Genomic DNA, 17,722 nt, shown 5'->3' on the forward strand with positions numbered 1-17,722 from the left:
GCAAGATCGGGTGATGGCCCTACCTGCCGAGGCCAGCGATCCGAGCATGGGCCTCGCGCATTCCCTGTTCCGCCCCGTGAGGGCGCAGATCCATCCCCTCTGCGTAGACGAATTCCACCGGGATGCCCATCAGGCCGAGCACGGATTGGAGGTAGGGGGTGACCGCATCCGTCGCCTGTCCCTGATGCACGCCGCCGCGGCTGCTGAACACCAGGGCGTTGACCCCCTCCACCAGCCCCATGGGGTAGGTGTCGGTGTAACGGAAGGTCACCCTGGCCCGCGCCACCAGATCGAACCAGTTCTTGAGGGGGGTCGGCACGTTGAGGTTGTACATGGGGGCGCCGATCAGCAGCAGGTCGGCGGCCTTGAGTTCGGCAATCAGCCGATCCGACAGCGCCACCGCCTGCCGGATGGCCTCATTGGCAGGTTCCGCCCCCCGCAGGGCGTGAAACAACGGGCTGTCGAGGGCGGGCAAGTCGAGGGCGGTCAGGTCGCGCACCACTACCTGGTCCTGGTGGCCCTGCTCCCGGCGTGTTTGCAGGAAGCGCTCCATCAACTGGTTGGTGTGGGATGCGGGGCCGTTGAGGCTGGATTGCAGCAGCAGGATCTGGCTCATGAGGGAAACTCCATCTGAAACGTGTGAAGAATGAAGGGAGCTTACCAGTCATTTTTTTCCGCAGTGCTGATAGTATTTCGCCATATTGGTTCCAAAAGGTATGCAATAGATGGCAAACACGCTCAACGGCATCGATCTCTTCGCCACCGTGGTGGAGGCGGGCAGCTTCGCCCAGGCGGCGGAGCGGCTTCACCTCACCCGCTCGGCGGTGGGCAAGGGGGTGGCGCGGCTGGAGCTGCGTCTCGGCGTGCAACTGTTTCATCGCACTACCCGCAGCCAGAGCCTGACCGAGGAGGGGGCGCTCTTCTATCGCCACTGCCTGCGGGCGCTGGAGGAGGTGCGTCTTGGGGAAGCGGCGCTGGCCAGCAACAAGCTCACCCTCAACGGCAGATTGAAGGTCTCCATGCCGGTGCTGTTCGGCCAGCAGTGCGTGGCCCCCATTTTGCTGGCGCTGGCGAAGGCGCATCCCGGGCTGGCCCTGGAGCTGTCGTTCAGCGATCGCAAGGTGGATCTGGTGGAGGAGGGGGTGGATCTGGTGATCCGCAACGCAGAGCCGCCGGACAGCCTGGATCTGGCGGCGCGCAGGCTCGGGGAGCACGGCATGACGCTCTGCGCCTCGCCCGCCTATCTGGCCGAGCGGGGGGAACCTGTGACCCTGGCCGAGTTACCGGAGCACGAGTGCATCGCCTATCTGCGCCAGGGGCGGGTGCTGTCGTGGTGGTGGCAGGAGGCCGAGGCATGGCGCGAGGTTCAGCCCAGAGGGCGGTTGCAGATGGACGATCTCAACGCCATCACCCAGGCGGCCATCGCGGGCTTTGGTCTCGCCTGGCTGCCGACCTGGCTGGCGCGGCCCCACCTTGAGCGGGGCGAGCTGTGCGAGCTGCTGGCCCGGTTGCCGGGTCGGCGCTATCCCATCAACGCCCTCTGGCCCCATGGACCGCATCTGCCCCTCAAGACCCGGCTCGCCATCGACTGGCTGGCGAGCCGCCTGCCCGAGCGGCTGGCCAGCGTGAGCGGGCCGGGTCATCTGTCCCAATGAAAAAGGGCCTGCTGTGGCAGGCCCTTCCCCATTTTCTGTGGTTCCGAGGATCAGGCCTCGGCCTTGCTCAGCCACTCCACCCTGTACTGGGCGCCGGGGCCCTGGGCCAGCTTGGCGCACAGGGGTTTCAAGAAGGCCTCGATCTGCTCGTCCAGCATCCAGGGGGGGCTGACGATGAGCATACCGGAGCCGTTCATGCCCCAATCGGCAGTCTGGCCGGCCACTTCCAGCTCGGCCACCAGGACGTTTCCGAAGTTCTCGCGCTTGATCGCTTTGAGCATGTCGCGGGACTTGTCCGCCTCTTGCCCGAGGATGGGATACCAGAGGGCGTAGATGCCGGTGGCCCAGCGCTTTTGCGCTTTTTTAAGGGTATCGACCACGGCGAAGTAATCTTCCTTGAGCTCATAAGGCGGGTCGATGAGCACCAGGCCGCGGCGCGGGGTGGGGGGCAGCAGGGCGACCAGCCCCTCGAAGCCGTCGCGATGGTGGACGGCGACGCGGGGGTCGTACCCCATGTTGGCGCGAAGATCCTCCACCTCGTTGTTGTGCAGCTCCATCAGCGCCAGCTTGTCCTGATCGCGGATGAGGCGGCGGGACAGCTCGGGGGAACCCGGGTAGTAGTGCAGCTGACCATCGCTGTTCATCTTCTCGATGACACCCAGATAGGAGGCCATGGCAGACCACTGGGCCCGCTCATCCCACAGGCGTTTGATCCCGTCGGCGTATTCCGCTTTCTTCTGGGACCAGTCGCCGCGCAGGTCGTAGAGACCGCCACCGGCATGGGTGTCCAGCACGATGAAGGGTTTCTCCTTCTTCTTGAGGGACTCGATGATCAGGGCCTGGACGGCGTGTTTGAGCACATCGGCGTGGTTGCCGGCGTGAAAGGCGTGGCGGTAGCTCAGCATATGAGATCTCTGAGGGGGCCCTGCTGGGCACCCAGTAACGATAGATAGTGAAACAGGTTGCGGCTGTCGCCGCGAAACAGGGCGAGGGTGCGCAGGGTCTGCAGCAAGACCCCCTGTTGCAGCCGCTCCAGCTCCAGTTCGTGGGCCAGCATGGTCTGGTACTCCTCGGTTCCCACCCGTGACTTGGCCTGCTGGCGCAGGGTGCGCCAGGGGAGCAGCACCGCCTCGGTCTGTACCAGGGCCGGTTGCAAGTCCGTGAGGTCGACCGGGATCCGGAGCAGGTCGAGGTGGTACAGCAGGAGCGCCAGGTTGACGTTGCCCCCCATGCTTTGCACGTGGAGCCAGTCCTGGCTGCGCTGGCCATAGGCGCCTGTGCTCCATGTCCAGAACTCGGAAGGGGTGGGCAGGGCGTCGGGGCTGACCCGCTCGCTGGCCATCAAGGCTTCATCACGCAAAGAAGGCCTGCTCCATGGTTTCCAGCTCCTCGGAGAGGCTCATCCACTCCAGCTCGACGTGCTCCAGCTCTTCCTTGAGGGGGCCCTGGGACTTGAGCAGCTCGGAGAGCTTGCCCTTGGCACTCTCTTCATAGATGGCGGGATCGGCCAGCTGCTCTTCCACCGCGGCCAGCTTGGCCTGCAGCTTCTCCATGCTGGCCTCGAGCTTCTCGAGCTTCTGGCGCAGCGGCCGGGTTGCTTGCCGGAACTGGGCCTCAAGGCGCTTCTGATCCTTGCGCGCCACCGCCGAGTTGGCGGAGACGGTGCCATCTGCCGGCTTGGCATTGGCCTCTTTCTCCTGCTCGCCGAGCCACTTGTGGTAGTCGTCGAGATCCCCATCGAAGGGCTCGACCCGGCCGCCGTGGACCAGATAGAAATCATCCGTGGTGGTGCGCAGCAGGTGACGGTCGTGAGAGACCACCACCATGGCCCCCTCGAACCCTTGCAGGGCCATGGTCAGGGCGTGGCGCATCTCCAGATCCAGGTGGTTGGTCGGTTCATCCAGCAGCAGCAGGTTGGGCTTTTGCCAGGTGATGAGGGCCAGCACCAGACGCGCTTTCTCACCGCCGGAGAAGGGGGCCACCTTGTCGAGTACCTTGTCGCCATGAAAACCGAAGCTGCCGAGGTAGTTGCGAAGCTCCTGCTCGGTCTTGTCCGGCGCGAGGCGCACCAGGTGATCGAGGGGGCTGTCATCGAGGCGCAGGGTCTCGAGCTGATGCTGGGCGAAGTAGCCGATGCTCACCCCGGCGCTCACCTCCAGCTTGCCGGAGAGGGGCGGGTTGGAGCCCGACAGCTTCTTGATGAAGGTGGACTTGCCCGCGCCGTTGCGACCGAGCAGGCCGATGCGCGACCCCGGCACCAGGTTGAGCTTGATCTTCTCCAGGATCACCTTGTCGCCGTAACCGGCGCTGAGGTTCTCCATGGCTATGAGCGGGGTCGGCAGAGCGGAGGGCTCGCGAAACTCGAAGCTGAACTCGGAGTCGGCGTGGGCGGGCAGGATCTTCTCCATCCGCTCCATGGCCTTCAAGCGGCTCTGGGCCTGACGGGCCTTGGAGGCCTTGTAGCGGAAGCGGTCCACATAGGATTGCATGTGGGCCATCTCCCGCTGCTGCTTCTCGTACATGGACTGCTGCTGGGCCAGGTGCTCGGCCCGTTGCAGTTCGAAGTCGGAGTAGCCGCCGCTGTATTCGTTGAGCTTGCCGTTCTCGATATGGATGATGCGATTCACCACGGAGTCGAGGAAGTCGCGGTCGTGAGAAATGAGCACCAGCGTGCCCTGATAGCCCTTGAGCCACTTCTCCAGCCAGATGACGGCGTCGAGATCCAGGTGGTTGGTCGGTTCATCCAGCAGCAGCAGATCGGAGCGGCAGAGCAGCGCCTGGGCCAGGTTCAGGCGCATGCGCCAGCCACCGGAGAAGCTTCTGACCGGCGAGTCGAGCTGATCGCCGCCAAAACCCAGACCGTGCAGCAGCTCGGCGGCGCGGGCGCGAATGCTGTAGGCACCTATGGTATCGAGCTTGCCGTGCAGCTCGGCCACCAGCAGACCGTTGTCATCCGCCTCGGCCCGGGCGAGCTCGGCCTCCAGGGCGCGGAACTCCTTGTCGCCGTCGATCACGTACTCCAGGGCGGAGCAGTCCAGCGCCGGGGTCTCCTGGGCCACGCCGGCAATCTGCCAGCCGGCGGGCAGGCTGAAGCTGCCGTTGTCGATGGCCAGCTCGCCCCGCACCAGCGCAAAGAAGGTGGACTTGCCACAGCCGTTCTTGCCCACCAGGCCCACCTTGTGGCCGGGGTGTATGGTGGCGGACGCGTTGTCCAGCAGCGTGCGGCCGCCGCGGATCAGTTCGATTTGACTGGCAACTATCATGGATGGGTCTGCTTGGCTCGATTGAAGGAGAGAAACTGGCGCGGATCTTACGTGAAATGACACAAATTTGCACTTGAGGGCGGGGGGGATGGCTGCCGCCGGAAAAACGTGTCATAACAGAGACATCTGGGGGGCAGGAGGCTGACCATGTTGATTAAAGAGATCATGACGACCCGGGTCGCGACCGTTTCCATGGATGACAGGCTGAGCGTCATCAAGGAGATCTTCGAGCAGGCCCATTTCCGCCACCTTCTGGTGGTGGAAGAAGAGGAGCTGGTGGGGGTCATCTCGGACCGGGATCTGCTGCGTGCCATCAGCCCCTATCTGGACACGGATGCCGAGATGAACCGGGACACCGAGACCCTCAACCGGCGCGCCCACCAGATCATGAGCCGTGAACCCATCACCGTCTCCCCCGAACGCTCCCTGAAAGAGGCCGCCGGCCTCATGCTGGAGCACCAGATCTCCTGTCTGCCTGTGCTGGAAAACGGCGCCCTGGTGGGCATAGTGAGCTGGAAGGATCTGCTGAGGGTCATGCGCGGCTGGCAGCCGGTCTGACGGGGCGGGGAAGGTGTGCGGGGAGCCCGTGTCGCCCGGCAGGGCTTCCCTGCTTCTCGCCATGTTGAAGTATTAAACTGCATTTATCCCGTTTTATAGATCACTTGTATTGCCATATTGATTTTCTTGGTCATAAATTCCGCAAGAATTAATTCGAGTGACATTATATGTCGCGGCGTCAGCTCGAATTGATGCTTTTATAATTAATCGTTCGCCGCTTCAGTTCCCATCAAGGTTTCCGGATCTACCTTAGGCCATCGGCACATCAACCGATCATCACGACCGAACTCTGGTCTGACAGAGAGTGCTTACACCTGAGGAAAGAACAATGAAAAAGACAGCATTGACGATGGCCATCTCCAGCCTGCTGCTGGCCGGTGGTGCACAGGCCGCCAACGTTTACGATCAGAATGGTACCAAACTGGACATCGGCGGCCGCGTCAACGGCATGTACTACGGCACCGATGACAATGCCACCGAAGGCGATGCCAGCTACCTGCGTCTGCACATCGCAGGTGAAACCAAGGTTGACGAGGATCTGACCGCGTTCGGCTTCGCCGAGTACAACCTGCCGGTCTCCGGTTCTGACAACGACGAGCTGCGTTACGCCTATGCGGGCATCAAGCACGATCGCTTCGGTGCCTTCAGCTACGGTCGCCAGGACGGTCTGTTCACCAAGGCGGTGAACAACTACACCGACGTGCTGCCGGAGTGGGGTGGTGATGGTCTGGGCAAGGACACCGAGGTGTTCGGTACCGGTCGTACCAACGGCCTGGCCCAGTACATGTACAACTGGCAGGGGCTGACCCTGGGGGCCCAGTTCACCGGCAACAACGACCCGCAGAACGCGAGCCGCAGCGAGCGCGTCGGTCCGAACAGCACCTGGAGCCCGAAAGGTTCTTCCGAGGGGTATGCCCTCTCTGCCAACTATGACTTCAACATGGGCCTGAGCCTGGGTGCCGCCTACAACCAGGCAGGCAAGACCGACGAACAGGCCGAGAACGTGAGCTTCGGCGGCGACAACGACGCCAAGCTGTTCGGGGTGGGCGCCAAGTATGCCGTCGGCAACCTCTACATGGCCGCCACCTACTCCCACGGTGAAGATCACCTCTTCGTGGACACCGGCTCCATGCGCGGTTACGCCGAGAAGATGGATGGCTACGAAGCGGTCGTGCAGTACAACATCACGCCGAAGTTCAAGCCCTCCCTGGCCTACCTGCGTACCGACGTGAAGGACAGCGCTCACGGCATCGATGACACCGCGACCGAATACGTCTCCGTGGGTGCCTGGTACAACTTCACCGACAACTTCAATGCCTACGTGGACTACAAGATCAACCTGCTGGACGAAGTGGGTTCCACCGGCAAGAGCAGCCTGAACAAGTCCACCGACGACATCGTCGCCGTGGCCCTGCAGTACAACTTCTAAGTCGTCCCGGACGCACTGCACATCTCAGGACCGGCCCATGTGGCCGGTCTTTTCGTTGCTGGCGGACCGCGCTGGATGACAAGAGCGGCACGCCGGGGTTCAGCAATGCCCCTGTGTGGTCGATACCCTTGTTGTCGGGGCCGGTGCGTGGCTGTGCTTGCCATGAGGCAGTGATGGGGCGATGATCACGCCCCGTGGTCAAGATCCTATCTTTCCTCGACGCTTTTCATTATTTCTATATAGGCTTGCGTTGTCCCGACAGGGAAAGCGGGGCTGGTTGGCATGTCGCAGCTCCGGTGCGGGGCAATTTCGGGAAATGGACGTAAGGGCGTTATATGGCGAGCATATTGGATTCAGTGGATCAACGTACCCAGCTTGTAGGGGAGAATCGCCTGGAACTGCTGATGTTCCGTTTGGGTGCCCAGCAACTGTTTGCGATCAACGTCTTCAAGGTGCGGGAAGTGGTCAAGCTGCCCCATCTGAACAAGATGCCGGGGTCCCACCACAACATCAGCGGCGTCGCCAACATTCGCGGCGTCTCCATCCCCGTCATCAACCTGCGCGGTGCCATCGGGATGCGTCCCATGGCCATCGATCAGGAGTCCAACCTCATCATCACCGAGTACAACCGCACCATTCAGGGATTCCTGGTGGGGCAGGTGGCCCACATCGTCAACATGACCTGGAAGGACATACTGCCGCCGCCCCGTTCGGCGGGTCGTGCCAACTACCTCACCGCCATCACCCGCATCCCGGAAGGGGGCGTCGACCAGATCGTCGAGATCATCGACGTGGAGAAGGTGCTGGCGGAGATCATCACCTATGACGTGCGCATCTCGTCCGAGGTGCTGGACGAGGAGATCCTGCCCCAGATGCAGGGACGTCGGGTGCTCATCGTCGATGACTCCAGCACGGCCCGCAACCAGGTGCGCGAGACCCTCGCCCAGCTCGGGCTCGAGGTCATCGAGTGCCAGGACGGCTTGCAGGCCCTCAAGCTGCTCAAGGGGTGGTGCGATGCGGGCAAGAAGGTGACCGACGAGATCATGCTGATGATCACGGACGCCGAGATGCCGGAGATGGATGGTTATCGCCTGACTCACGAGGTGCGCAGCGATCCGCGCATGTCCGATCTCTTCATCACCCTGAATACTTCTCTGAGCGGTAACTTCAACGAGGCCATGGTCAAGAAGGTGGGGTGTGATCGCTTCATCTCCAAATTCCAGCCCGACTTGCTGGTGGATGTGGCCCAGCAGCGGATGCGGCAGATCCTGGGCCGCTGAGACCGGCACGCCGAACCATGAAAAAGCCCCCGCCATGCGGCAATGCTGTTCACTTAAGCGGAGCCGCATTGCGATTTACCGGAAAACGGGTCTTTGATATCTTCACCGCCCTGGGTCTCGATGGCCTGGGGCGTTTTTCTATGAACATGACGCCTATGCAGCCCCGCAACTCCGCCAACCTCCGTGGCGTATGGGCTGGCGATAACGCGCCCGCCATCACTGCCATCTGGTTCGCGATGAACTGACAGGCAAACTTAAAGCTCACCTCATTGGGCGCTCGCTGATGGGCTACGGCGGCCTGGCTGGCCTCCCGCCTGACCAGATTGTATCCAAGCAGCAATCCCCACAGCTCCTGATAGACCAAGTCCACTTTCTTGCTTCTCAGCGTGATGGCGTTGTGCTGCATCGCGCTTTTGATATCCCGGTATCCCAGCTCGATTTCCCAGCGCTCGTGGTACAGGGTCGCCACCTGAGCTGCACTGAATCGCGCCACGGGCAGGGAGGTAAAGACCGTTTTCTCCTTGCCTGCCACCTCATAGGTCACTGCGCGAACTTGCCAGTGTGTCGGCAACGCCGGGTTTTTCTTGCTAGCCTGAGGCGAGACCGTCATTTGCAACAGACGGTCACCGTCGCCATAGCGCTCAAGTTCCGTGTATACCAGCCCCTTGCGTTCCGGGATGAGCCAGTGACGGTCGGTGTCTTCGGCCTGAATACGCAGCAACAGGTCGGCACCGAAGAAGCCTTTATCCAGCAGGGTCACTGACTTGTCCGGCAATGAGTGAATGAACTCGCTGGCCAGGGGGATTTCCCCTTTGCGGTACGGGCTGATGGCCGCGTTGGCAATGACATGCGAGCGGACATTCATGAGCGTGACCAACCGCAGCATCGGGTAGGGTGTCTGCCGGTTGGTTGAGGTGTTACCCGAGCCGAAATGTGCTCTGAGTTCAGGCATATCCTGGGTTCGGAACAGGGCCCCATCGATGGCAAAGACCTGTAAACCGTGCCAATGGTCTTCAGGATAACGTTCCCGCCCCCACACATCGGCGCACTGTTTGAACAGCCACTCGAGCGGCTGTTTGCCGAGTCGCTGACGGGCCTGAGACAGGGCACTGTCCGCGAGCAAGGCATCATTGGCCAACCCTTCTGCACAGATGTTGAGGCGCCGAGCGACCTCGGAGATGGGCTCATTGCGGAAAAAGGCCATCCCCACGACGAGCCACAAGACCATATCAGAAGGTAAGCGGCGTCGGCGGATAGTGGCCTTTTCAGACAAGGCGGCAGCGGCAGTAATCCATTCGTCGGGAATATGGTCGGCAAAAATGGCCAGCCGAGCCAGCATGTCGCCAGATGCCTCAACAACATCGTTCAGATCGTTTGCAATAGACATAAAAAATCCGGAACTAGTGATTGGTTCCGGATTGTCCTACAGCAGAAGGATCGGTCAATGGATCCTTAACTGATCAGCATTGCCGCCATGCGGGGGCTTTTTGCTGGGCAAGGGGAAGGCCAGGGGCCCGGCCACCGGGCTATTGTGTCAGCAGAGGCTCGACAAAGCGGGCGACCTTGTCGCGGATCCGGGGCTGGGCGGCGGCCGTCGGGTGCAGTCCATCGTTCATCATGAGTTCAGGGCGCAGCACAATATCATCCAGAAAGAAGGGCATCAGCGGCAGGTCATTGGCCTTCGCAAGATCCGGGAAGATCTGCTCGAACTGTTGCAGATAGCGAGCCCCATAGTTGCGGGGCAGCAGGATCTGGGTCAGCACCGTCTTCGCCTGGTGCGCCCGGGTGAGCTCGATCATCTTGGTCAGGTTGGCCCGGGTGATGGCGGGAGCAAAGCCCCGCAGCCCGTCGTTGGCGCCGAGTTCGATCAACACCCAGTCCGGTTTGTGGGTTTCGAGCAGGGCGGGCAGGCGGGCCAGGCCACCCTGGGTCGTTTCACCGCTGATGCTGGCATTGATGAGGGTGTGTTCTCCCCCCTGCTGCTGCCACTTTTCATTGAGCAGGGCAGGCCAGCTCTGTTCGGCCTGCATCTGGTAGCCGGCACTCAGGCTGTCGCCCAGTACCAGCAGGGTCTGGGCCTGGACGGACGCTGCCCAGCAGCACAGGCAACTCACGGCAAACAAGAGACGCATCATGCAGTCAACTCCCACGTTCTATTGTCATTACAGGTTCAGGCAAACAGGATACCCAAGATGAGTTCAACGCCCATTATCGCCGTCAGGGGGCTCGGTAAAACCGTTCGCCTCGGTCAGGAAAGCCTCACCATCCTTGAAGGGATCGATCTGCAAGTCAATACCGGCGAGACGCTGGCGCTGGTCGGTGCGTCCGGTTCCGGCAAGTCCACCCTGCTCGGTTTGCTGGCCGGTCTCGATCTGCCGAGCCGCGGCGAGATAGAGATCCTCGGCCACTCCCTCACCCGGCTGGACGAGGAGGGACGCGCCAGGCTGCGGGCCGAGCAGGTGGGGTTCGTGTTCCAGTCGTTCCTGCTGCTGCCCACCCTGAGCGCCCTGGAAAACGTCATGTTGCCGGCCGAGCTGCGGGGGGAGACCGACAGCGAGCCCCGTGCCCGGGAGCTGTTGGCACAGGTCGGTCTGGGAGAGCGGTTGCACCACCTGCCGCCGCGCCTCTCTGGCGGCGAGCAGCAGCGGGTCGCCATTGCCCGTGCCTTCATGACCCGCCCCAGCCTGCTGCTGGCGGACGAGCCCACCGGCAACCTCGACAGCAAGACAGGGGAGACGGTGATCGAACTGCTGTTTCGTCTCAACCGCGAGCACAACACCACCCTGGTGGTGGTGACCCATGACCATGAGCTGGCTCAGCGCTGCCAGCGACAGCTGGTGATGTCAGCCGGGCGGCTGGAGGCTCAGGCTGTCATGGCGGCCAGGGTGGGAGAGCTGTCATGAGTCATTGGAGACAGAGCTGCACCAGGGGATCGTTGGCAGCAGCATGGACGGTGAGGGAGGCGTCATGAGTCAGTGGCGACTGGGATTGAAGCTGCTGCGCCGGGAAGGGTTCAGCGGGGAGCTGCGCTGGTTTGTGCTGGCGCTGGCGCTGAGCGTCGCCTGCGTGCTCAGCGTGGCTCTGGTGGCGGATCGGCTGGATGCGGGGCTCAAGGCCTCCGGGCGGGATTTCATCGGAGGGGACAGGGTGCTGCGCTCCGCGACGCCGGCACCGGCAGAGTGGCTGGCGCAGGCGCATCAGGAGGGGTTGGCCGTGCAGACCACGGTCAGCTTCAACAGCATGCTGTTTCACGGCGATACCCTGCAACTGGCCTCCATCCGCGCCGGGCCCGGGGATTTTCCCTTCTACGGCAAGCTTGAGCTCACTCCCCAGCGCGCCCCGGCGCCCGGCGAGATCTGGCTCTCCGCCAGGGTGATGCAACTGCTCGGCGCCAAGGTGGGGGAGGCACTCGAGGTCGGCAACACCCGGCTGACGGTGGCAGGGGAGCTGGGCCAGGAACCGGATCAGGGGTTCAGCCCCTTCCAGATGGCGCCAAGGGCCTTGATCCACAGCGCCGATATCGAGGCGACCGGGGCCCTGCTGCCGGGCAGTCGCCAGCAGTGGCGCTATCTCGTCAAGGGGCCCCGTGACGCCATCGCCCGCTATGAGGCCTGGCTCAACCCCAGGCTGAGCGCCGGGCAGAAGCTCGTCAAACCCGACGATCAGGGTACCCAGGTGGGGAAATCCCTGGGCAATGCCGAGCGCTTCTTCCGTCTGGCATCCCTTGCCGGCGTGCTGCTCGGCGCCCTGGCCATGGGGATAGCGGTGCGCCATTTCGCCGAGCGCCAGACCAACATGGTGGCCCTGCTCAAGACCCTGGGGGCTTCGCGGCGCACCCTGTGGCAACTGATGGGCACCCTGCTGTTCTCCCTGACCCTGGTGGGGGCCCTGATGGGGCTGGTGGCGGGCAGCGCCATGCAGTGGCTGACCCTGAACCTGCTGGGGGATCTGCTGCCTGCGGATCTGCCGCCCCCCTCCTGGCGACCCTTCGCCCTGGGCCTCGCGGTCGCCTTCTTCATCACCCTGATGCTGGCGTTCGTCCCCTTCCTGAGGCTGCTCAAGGTACCGCCGCTGCGGGTGCTGCGCCGGGAGCTGGAGGCGGGGATCCCTCCCTGGCTGACGGTGCCCGTGGGGCTCATCGGGCTGTTTGCCCTGGTGTGGGGCTTTACCGCCGACATCAGGCTGGCCTGCGGGCTCATTGGTGGCATGGGGGTGTTGATGGCGCTGCTGGCCCTGCTCGCCTCCGTGCTGCTGCGTCTTGGCAGTCGGCTCAAGGGGCCCCATGCCCTGCGCCTGGCCATCAATCACCTCTCCCGGGAGCGGGGCAGTGGTCTGTTCCAGTTGGCGGGCTTCGCCTTGGCCCTGATGCTGTTCGGGCTGCTGTGGGCAGCGCGGGTCGATCTGCTGGAGGATTTTTCCACCCGGTTGCCTGCCGACGCCCCGAACCGCTTCCTGGTCAATGTGGCGGACAGCGAGCGGGAAGGGATCCTGGCCGATCTGCACCGGGCCGGGGCCATCACCTCGGACTTCTACCCCATGGTGCGCGGGCGCCTGACCCGTATCGCTGGTGAGGCGGTGGGGGAGGATGCGGCGCGGGAGGGGGTGGACAGAGAGCTCAACTTCACCACCACATCGGCCCTGCCCGCCGACAACAAGGTCACGGCCGGTCAATGGCTGGCCGGCAAGAGGGAGGTCTCCGTCGACGAGGCGCTGGCGGGACGGCTCGGCATCGCGCTCGGAGACGTGCTCGGCTTCACCATAGAGGGGCGGGCGTTCGAGGCCAGGGTGACCAGCCTGAGGTCCATCAAGTGGGACAACATGAGGCCGAACTTCTACATGATCTTCTCGCCGGACGTGCTGGCCCCCTTCTCCCAGACCTGGCTCGGCAGCTATCGTCTGCCGCCTGAGGGGCGAGGGGCAGAGGTGGAACTCATCCGCCGCCACCCCACGGTGAGCCTCATCGATGTGGAGGATCTGATAGGCCGCCTCACCCTGGTCTCCGATCAGGTGAGCCGCGCCCTGGGGTTGATGCTCGGGCTGGTGACGGTAGCCGCCCTGCTGGTGCTGCTGACCCAGACCCAGGCCGGCATGGCCCATCGGCGCCGGGAGCTGCTGCTGATGCGCACCTTGGGAGCGGGCAGCGCCCTGCTCGAGAAGATGCTGCGCTGGGAGCTGGTGGCGAGCGGTGCCCTGGGAGGGCTCTGCGCCGCCATGGTGGTGGAGCTCTGCTCCTTCGGTCTGCAGTGGTGGTGGGAGGGAGCGCAGTGGCAGTTCCACTGGGCCATCTGGGTTGCACTCCCCCTGCTTGGGGCCGTGCTGGTGACCTTGGCCGGACAGGGCATGCGCCGCCAACTGCTGGCGGGTACCCTGAGCGACCGGCTCAGGGGACTGGGGCAGGGGCTGCTCTGATGGCTCGACACATCCTGACCTCGGTCGGGATGTGTCATTGGGTCAACGGGGTGAGTGCAGCAGATTGTCCAGAGCGCCGGGCAGGGCCGGGAAACTGAAGTGAAAACCGGCCTGCTGCAAGCGGGCGGGCAGCACGTGCTGTCCGGTGAGCAGCAGATCCGCCGCCTCTCCCATCAGGAGTCGCAGGAGGGGGGCCGGTACGAAGAAGAGGTGCGGGCGATGGAGCGTGGCGGCCAGGGTCTCGCTGAATCGGCGATTGCTGACCGGTTCCGGGGCCGTGCCGTTGAAGATGCCGTCACACTCGCCGTGCTCGATGAGAAACAGCATGGCTCGCACCAGATCCTGCACGTGGATCCAGCTCATCATCTGGGTGCCGCTGCCCATGGGGCCGCCGAGGCCGAGGCGGTAAGGGGGCAGCATCCTGGGCAAGGCGCCCCCCTCCATGCCGAGTACCAGGCCGATGCGCAGGATGCAGACCCGGGTCTGGGCCGAGCGGGCCTGCTGGGCAAGCTGCTCCCACCGCTGACAGAGACGGTGGGTGAATTCGTCGTGAGGGCTCTGGCATGTTTCATCCAGAGGAGCGTCATCCTGGCGGCCATACCAGCCGATGGCGGAGGCATTGAGCAGCAATCTGGGGGGCGTGCTGGATAGTTTGACGAGATCCACCAGCTGTTCGGTCAGCAGCCAGCGGCTGTTGCAGAGCAACTGCTTGCGGGACTCGCTCCAGCGTCCGGCGGCGATGGGTTCGCCGGCCAGGTTGATGACGATGTCCACGTCATTGAGGTGATCCAGCCTGTCTAGGCTGTCCAGCAGGGTGACATCGTGGCCGAGCAGCTCGTAGGCCCGGCTGCCCTGGCGGGTCAGCACGACTACTTCGTGCGCCACCTTGAGGTGTGCCACCAGACGGCGGCCGATAAACCCCGTGCCCCCCGTGATCAGTATCTTCATGTCCTGCCTCCCTGACGCTCTAGGGTCTACTCTAGAGCCTGGGTGCCCGATGGACAAGCTCCTGTTTTTATGAGCATTATGATTTTTGTCTCCCAAGACGCCGCCCCCTTTGTCCACGGGGTTGCCGGGCTTTGCGACCACGGGGGGCGCCGTGGCGCGGCGGTATCAGGGGCTCATTCCGGCTTGCCAAACGGGCGCCAGCGGGTAAACTCGAGCGCTTTTTCGCCATGTTCATGAGGGCCGTTATGCCATTTCGACGTTTGAAGGTGCGTCAATTCTATGTCCGGCTGCTCTGTGCCTTGCTGGCCGGTCTGTTGCCCATGCTCCTTGGGCTCGTCATCGTCATCTGGCAGACCGCCACCGGCGTGAAACAGGATGCGGTGGCGCGCCTGGAACATGCCAGGGTCATGTTCGACCGCACTCTGGACAATGCCCAGTTGGCGGCGTCGGCCCTCACCGGCAGCCTGGGCAGGCCCTGTCTCGAGGTGGTGCAGGGGCTCAGGGATCAGGTGGCTACGGTGCCGGATGTGCGCAGCGTCAACCTGGCCAGGGGGGATCGGATCTACTGCTCTTCCCTCTATGGCCCGGTCGATGGCGGCATCAAACTGGATGACTATGTCGGGGGCAGGCTCGACCTGATGAAGGGCAACCCGGTCACCCCGAATCGCCCCCTCATCGCCTACCGGGAAGAGGTGGGCGAGTTCAGCGTGCTGGTGGGGGTCGACGGCTACTACCTGCTCAACATCCTGGACATGCTGAGCCGCAACTCCCCACTGGGGCTGGTGGTCGGCAACGAGATGCTGCTGCGAAACAGCGAACTCACCGACAAGCTGATCCCCAAGGATCGCAATGGCTATCTCGAACAGGTCTCGACCAGGTACCCGTTCAAGGTCGTGACCACGGTGTCGGTGGATGAGTACCGTGCCCACATCTGGGACTACTCCAAGGTGGGCGTCATTATCTATCCTCTGCTGAGCCTGCTGCTCGGGGTGGCGGTCTTCTGGCTGATGGGCCGTTCGACTTCGCCGGCCCAGGAGCTGAAACGGGCACTGTCCCAGCAGGAGTTCATCCCCTATCTGCAACCCGTGGTGAACGGGGAGGACGGCCAATGGAGCGGTTGTGAGGTGCTGATGCGCTGGCAACATCCCCGTCAGGGGATGATCTCGCCGGATCGCTTCATTCCCCTGGCAGAGGACAGTGGTCTCATCGTGCCCATGACCCGGCTGCTGATGGCGCAGGTGCGCGAACAGTTTGCGGGCAAGGCGCACCATCTGCCGCGAGGGTTCCACTTTGGCTTCAACATCAGCGCCAGCCACTGCAAGGATCTGAGCCTGGTGGAGGATTGCCGGGATTTCATCAACGCCTTCAAGGGGAACCCCATCAAGCTGGTGCTGGAGCTGACCGAGCGCGAGCTCATCGTGGCGGACGAGACGACGGACCGGCTCTTTGCCGAGCTGCATGCCCTCGGGGTCTTCATCGCCATCGACGATTTCGGCACCGGTCACTCCAGCCTGACCTACCTGCAGACCTTCCAGGTCGACTTCCTCAAGATCGATCAGAGCTTCGTCGGCATGATTGGGTCGGACGCGCTCTCCAGCCACATCGTGGAGAACGTCATCGATCTGGCGACCCGGCTCGGTCTGCAACTGGTGGCGGAAGGGGTGGAGAATCAGGTGCAGGCCGACTATCTGAAGGCCCGCGAGGTGACCTTCCTGCAGGGCTATCTGTTTGGCAGGCCCATGCCCATGAAGGAGTTTGTCAGCCAGCTGGCCGGGCAGGGGCGCTGAGGGGCAAGCGCGAGGCAAAAAAAAACCAGCGACCCGGTCGCTGGTTTTTTTATGGCCGGATGGCTCAGAGCATGCGGGCCAGGGCGCGGCACAGACGCTGAACACCCTCTTCCGTGGTCGCCTCATCCACACAGGAGAAGCTCAGGCGCAGGGTGTTCTGGATCTCGGGGCGCACATAGAAGGGGGCGCCGGGCACGAAGGCAACCTTCTCCTTGATGGCCTCGTCGAACAGGGCCATGGCACTGACGCTGGGCGGCAGGGTCAGCCAGAGGAACATGCCCCCTTCGGGACGGGTGTAGCTGACGCCGGGCGGACAGTGGCGGGCGAGGGCGGCTTCCATGGCGGCACGCTGGCGACCATATACCTCCTTGATCTTCTCCAAGTGAGCGTCGAGGGAGTTGTCGGTCAGGAAGCGGTGCAGCACCTGCTGGTTGAAGGCGTTGCTGTGCAGGTCGGTGGCCTGCTTGGCAATGGTGACCTTCTTGCGCAGCCAGTCCGGCACCACCATCCAGCCCAGGCGGAAGGCGGGTACCACCGTCTTGGAGAAGGACCCGAGCAGCACGGTGTTGTGGGGGGCCAGCTTGGCGATGGGGGGCAGGTGCTCCCCTTCGAAGCGCAGCTCGCCGTAGGGGTCGTCTTCCACCATCAGCAGATCGTGGCGCACCAGGCGCTCCGCCAGGGCTTCCCTGTTGGCGCGGCTGTAGGATACACCGCTCGGGTTCTGGAAGTTGGGCACGCCGTAGAGCAGCCTGGCGCTGGAGCCCTGCTCCAGCAGCGCATCCAGCGCGGCCAGATCCAGCCCCTCTTCCGCCAGGGTGATGGGCTTGAAATTCGGTTGATAGACGGAGAACGCCTGGATGGCGCCAAGGTAGCCCGGCTCTTCGATGATGAGATCCTGCCCCTCGTTCACCAGCACCTTGCCCAGCAGATCCAGCGCCTGCTGGGAGCCGCTGGTGATGAGGATGTTGTCAGGATTGACGGTCATGCCGTGACGGCTCAGGTAGCGGTCGGCGATGAACTGGCGCAGCGGGGCAAAGCCCTCGGTGGTGGCATATTGCAGCGCGGCGGCTCCCTGCTCGCGCAGCACGTCCTGGCACGCTTGCTCGATGGCCTTGACCGGGAACAGATGGGGGTTGGGCAGGCCGCCGGCGAAGGAGATGATCTCCGGATTGGCGGCAACTTTGAGGATTTCGCGGATAAAGGAAGGCTCGACCTTCTCGAAGCGCTGGGCAAAAAACGGCTGCATAGGGTTCTCTCTGACTAGGTGGCGGTCGCTCCATTCAACCGCCAGGTTATCCGTTTGTATCAGATTTCAGAAATGAGGCAATGGCTGTCACAAAAATCCATAAAAAAGGGCAGGTTTGGCACCTGCCCGAATTTTATCGTCCCGACC

At 63.3% G+C, this 17,722-nt stretch carries 15 protein-coding genes; 7 read left to right on the forward strand and 8 right to left on the reverse strand.

From position 1 onward, the window contains the following. Positions 1–19: 19 nt before the first annotated feature. Positions 20–616 carry an FMN-dependent NADH-azoreductase gene (locus tag C3F36_RS14965; RefSeq protein ID WP_104455340.1) on the reverse strand — a complete coding sequence of 199 codons (597 nt, stop codon included), beginning with the start codon at positions 614–616 and terminating at the stop codon, positions 20–22. Between the two features lie 109 nt (positions 617–725). Here C3F36_RS14965 and C3F36_RS14970 point away from each other — a divergent pair, with 109 nt between their 5' ends. Continuing rightward, positions 726–1,655, forward strand: a complete 930-nt coding sequence (locus C3F36_RS14970; RefSeq protein WP_104455341.1) for a LysR family transcriptional regulator — start codon at positions 726–728, stop codon at positions 1,653–1,655. A 50-nt stretch (positions 1,656–1,705) separates the two neighbouring features. Here the strand turns inward: C3F36_RS14970 and C3F36_RS14975 are convergent, their stop codons facing one another. The 3 genes from C3F36_RS14975 to C3F36_RS14985 are packed head-to-tail and all read right to left on the reverse strand — an operon-like array spanning position 1,706 to position 4,918. After that, positions 1,706–2,560, reverse strand: a complete 855-nt coding sequence (locus C3F36_RS14975; protein WP_104455342.1) for a 23S rRNA (adenine(2030)-N(6))-methyltransferase RlmJ — start codon at positions 2,558–2,560, stop codon at positions 1,706–1,708. Beyond that, positions 2,554–3,015, reverse strand: a complete 462-nt coding sequence (locus C3F36_RS14980) for a DUF2390 domain-containing protein (protein WP_199769604.1) — start codon at positions 3,013–3,015, stop codon at positions 2,554–2,556. The genes C3F36_RS14975 and C3F36_RS14980 overlap by 7 nt, the downstream gene beginning before the upstream one ends. After that, the gene (locus tag C3F36_RS14985; protein ID WP_104455343.1) at positions 3,008–4,918 is read right to left on the reverse strand and encodes an ABC transporter ATP-binding protein; all 1,911 of its coding nucleotides are present in this window, start codon (positions 4,916–4,918) and stop codon (positions 3,008–3,010) included. Before C3F36_RS14985 ends, C3F36_RS14980 begins: the two co-directional genes overlap by 8 nt. A 147-nt stretch (positions 4,919–5,065) precedes the next feature. Between C3F36_RS14985 and C3F36_RS14990 the strand changes: the two genes are divergently transcribed. The 3 genes from C3F36_RS14990 (at position 5,066) to C3F36_RS15000 (ending at position 8,185) form a co-directional block, all read left to right on the forward strand. After that, on the forward strand, positions 5,066–5,476 hold the full coding sequence (locus C3F36_RS14990) for a CBS domain-containing protein (RefSeq protein ID WP_010675511.1): 411 nt from the start codon (positions 5,066–5,068) through the stop codon (positions 5,474–5,476). Between the two features lie 328 nt (positions 5,477–5,804). Continuing rightward, complete coding sequence (locus C3F36_RS14995; RefSeq protein ID WP_104455344.1) at positions 5,805–6,905, forward strand: porin; 1,101 nt, start codon at positions 5,805–5,807, stop codon at positions 6,903–6,905. A gap of 335 nt (positions 6,906–7,240) precedes the next feature. Beyond that, positions 7,241–8,185: a chemotaxis protein CheV gene (locus C3F36_RS15000; protein WP_041212426.1), complete on the forward strand. Its 945-nt coding sequence runs from the start codon at positions 7,241–7,243 to the stop codon at positions 8,183–8,185. A gap of 49 nt (positions 8,186–8,234) precedes the next feature. On the opposite strand, the gene C3F36_RS15005 is transcribed toward C3F36_RS15000, so the two are convergent. Both C3F36_RS15005 and C3F36_RS15010 read right to left on the reverse strand, forming a co-directional pair. Further along, positions 8,235–9,572, reverse strand: coding sequence for an IS4-like element ISAeme15 family transposase (locus tag C3F36_RS15005; RefSeq protein WP_041205620.1), 1,338 nt, complete (start codon positions 9,570–9,572; stop codon positions 8,235–8,237). 139 nt (positions 9,573–9,711) lie between these two features. Then, entirely contained in the window at positions 9,712–10,320 is a 609-nt protein-coding gene (locus tag C3F36_RS15010; RefSeq protein ID WP_039040186.1) for an arylesterase, read from the reverse strand. Between the two features lie 57 nt (positions 10,321–10,377). On the opposite strand from C3F36_RS15010, the gene C3F36_RS15015 reads away from it, so the two are divergent. Both C3F36_RS15015 and C3F36_RS15020 read left to right on the forward strand, forming a co-directional pair. Continuing rightward, entirely contained in the window at positions 10,378–11,088 is a 711-nt protein-coding gene (locus C3F36_RS15015; RefSeq protein ID WP_041212428.1) for an ABC transporter ATP-binding protein, read from the forward strand. 64 nt (positions 11,089–11,152) lie between these two features. Further along, on the forward strand, positions 11,153–13,594 hold the full coding sequence (locus tag C3F36_RS15020; protein ID WP_104456063.1) for an ABC transporter permease: 2,442 nt from the start codon (positions 11,153–11,155) through the stop codon (positions 13,592–13,594). 42 nt (positions 13,595–13,636) lie between these two features. On the opposite strand, the gene C3F36_RS15025 is transcribed toward C3F36_RS15020, so the two are convergent. Further along, the gene (locus C3F36_RS15025) at positions 13,637–14,542 is read right to left on the reverse strand and encodes a TIGR01777 family oxidoreductase (protein WP_104455345.1); all 906 of its coding nucleotides are present in this window, start codon (positions 14,540–14,542) and stop codon (positions 13,637–13,639) included. A gap of 245 nt (positions 14,543–14,787) precedes the next feature. Here C3F36_RS15025 and C3F36_RS15030 point away from each other — a divergent pair, with 245 nt between their 5' ends. Then, positions 14,788–16,329 carry an EAL domain-containing protein gene (locus C3F36_RS15030; protein ID WP_039040184.1) on the forward strand — a complete coding sequence of 514 codons (1,542 nt, stop codon included), beginning with the start codon at positions 14,788–14,790 and terminating at the stop codon, positions 16,327–16,329. Between the two features lie 64 nt (positions 16,330–16,393). On the opposite strand, the gene C3F36_RS15035 is transcribed toward C3F36_RS15030, so the two are convergent. Next, positions 16,394–17,575 (reverse strand): aminotransferase-like domain-containing protein, encoded by a 1,182-nt coding sequence (locus C3F36_RS15035; RefSeq protein ID WP_104455346.1) that lies wholly within the window; start codon positions 17,573–17,575, stop codon positions 16,394–16,396. Between the last annotated feature and the right edge of the window lie 147 nt (positions 17,576–17,722).

The organism is Aeromonas sp. ASNIH2 (assembly GCF_002934795.1).
In the GTDB taxonomy this organism is placed as follows: domain Bacteria; phylum Pseudomonadota; class Gammaproteobacteria; order Enterobacterales; family Aeromonadaceae; genus Aeromonas; species Aeromonas caviae.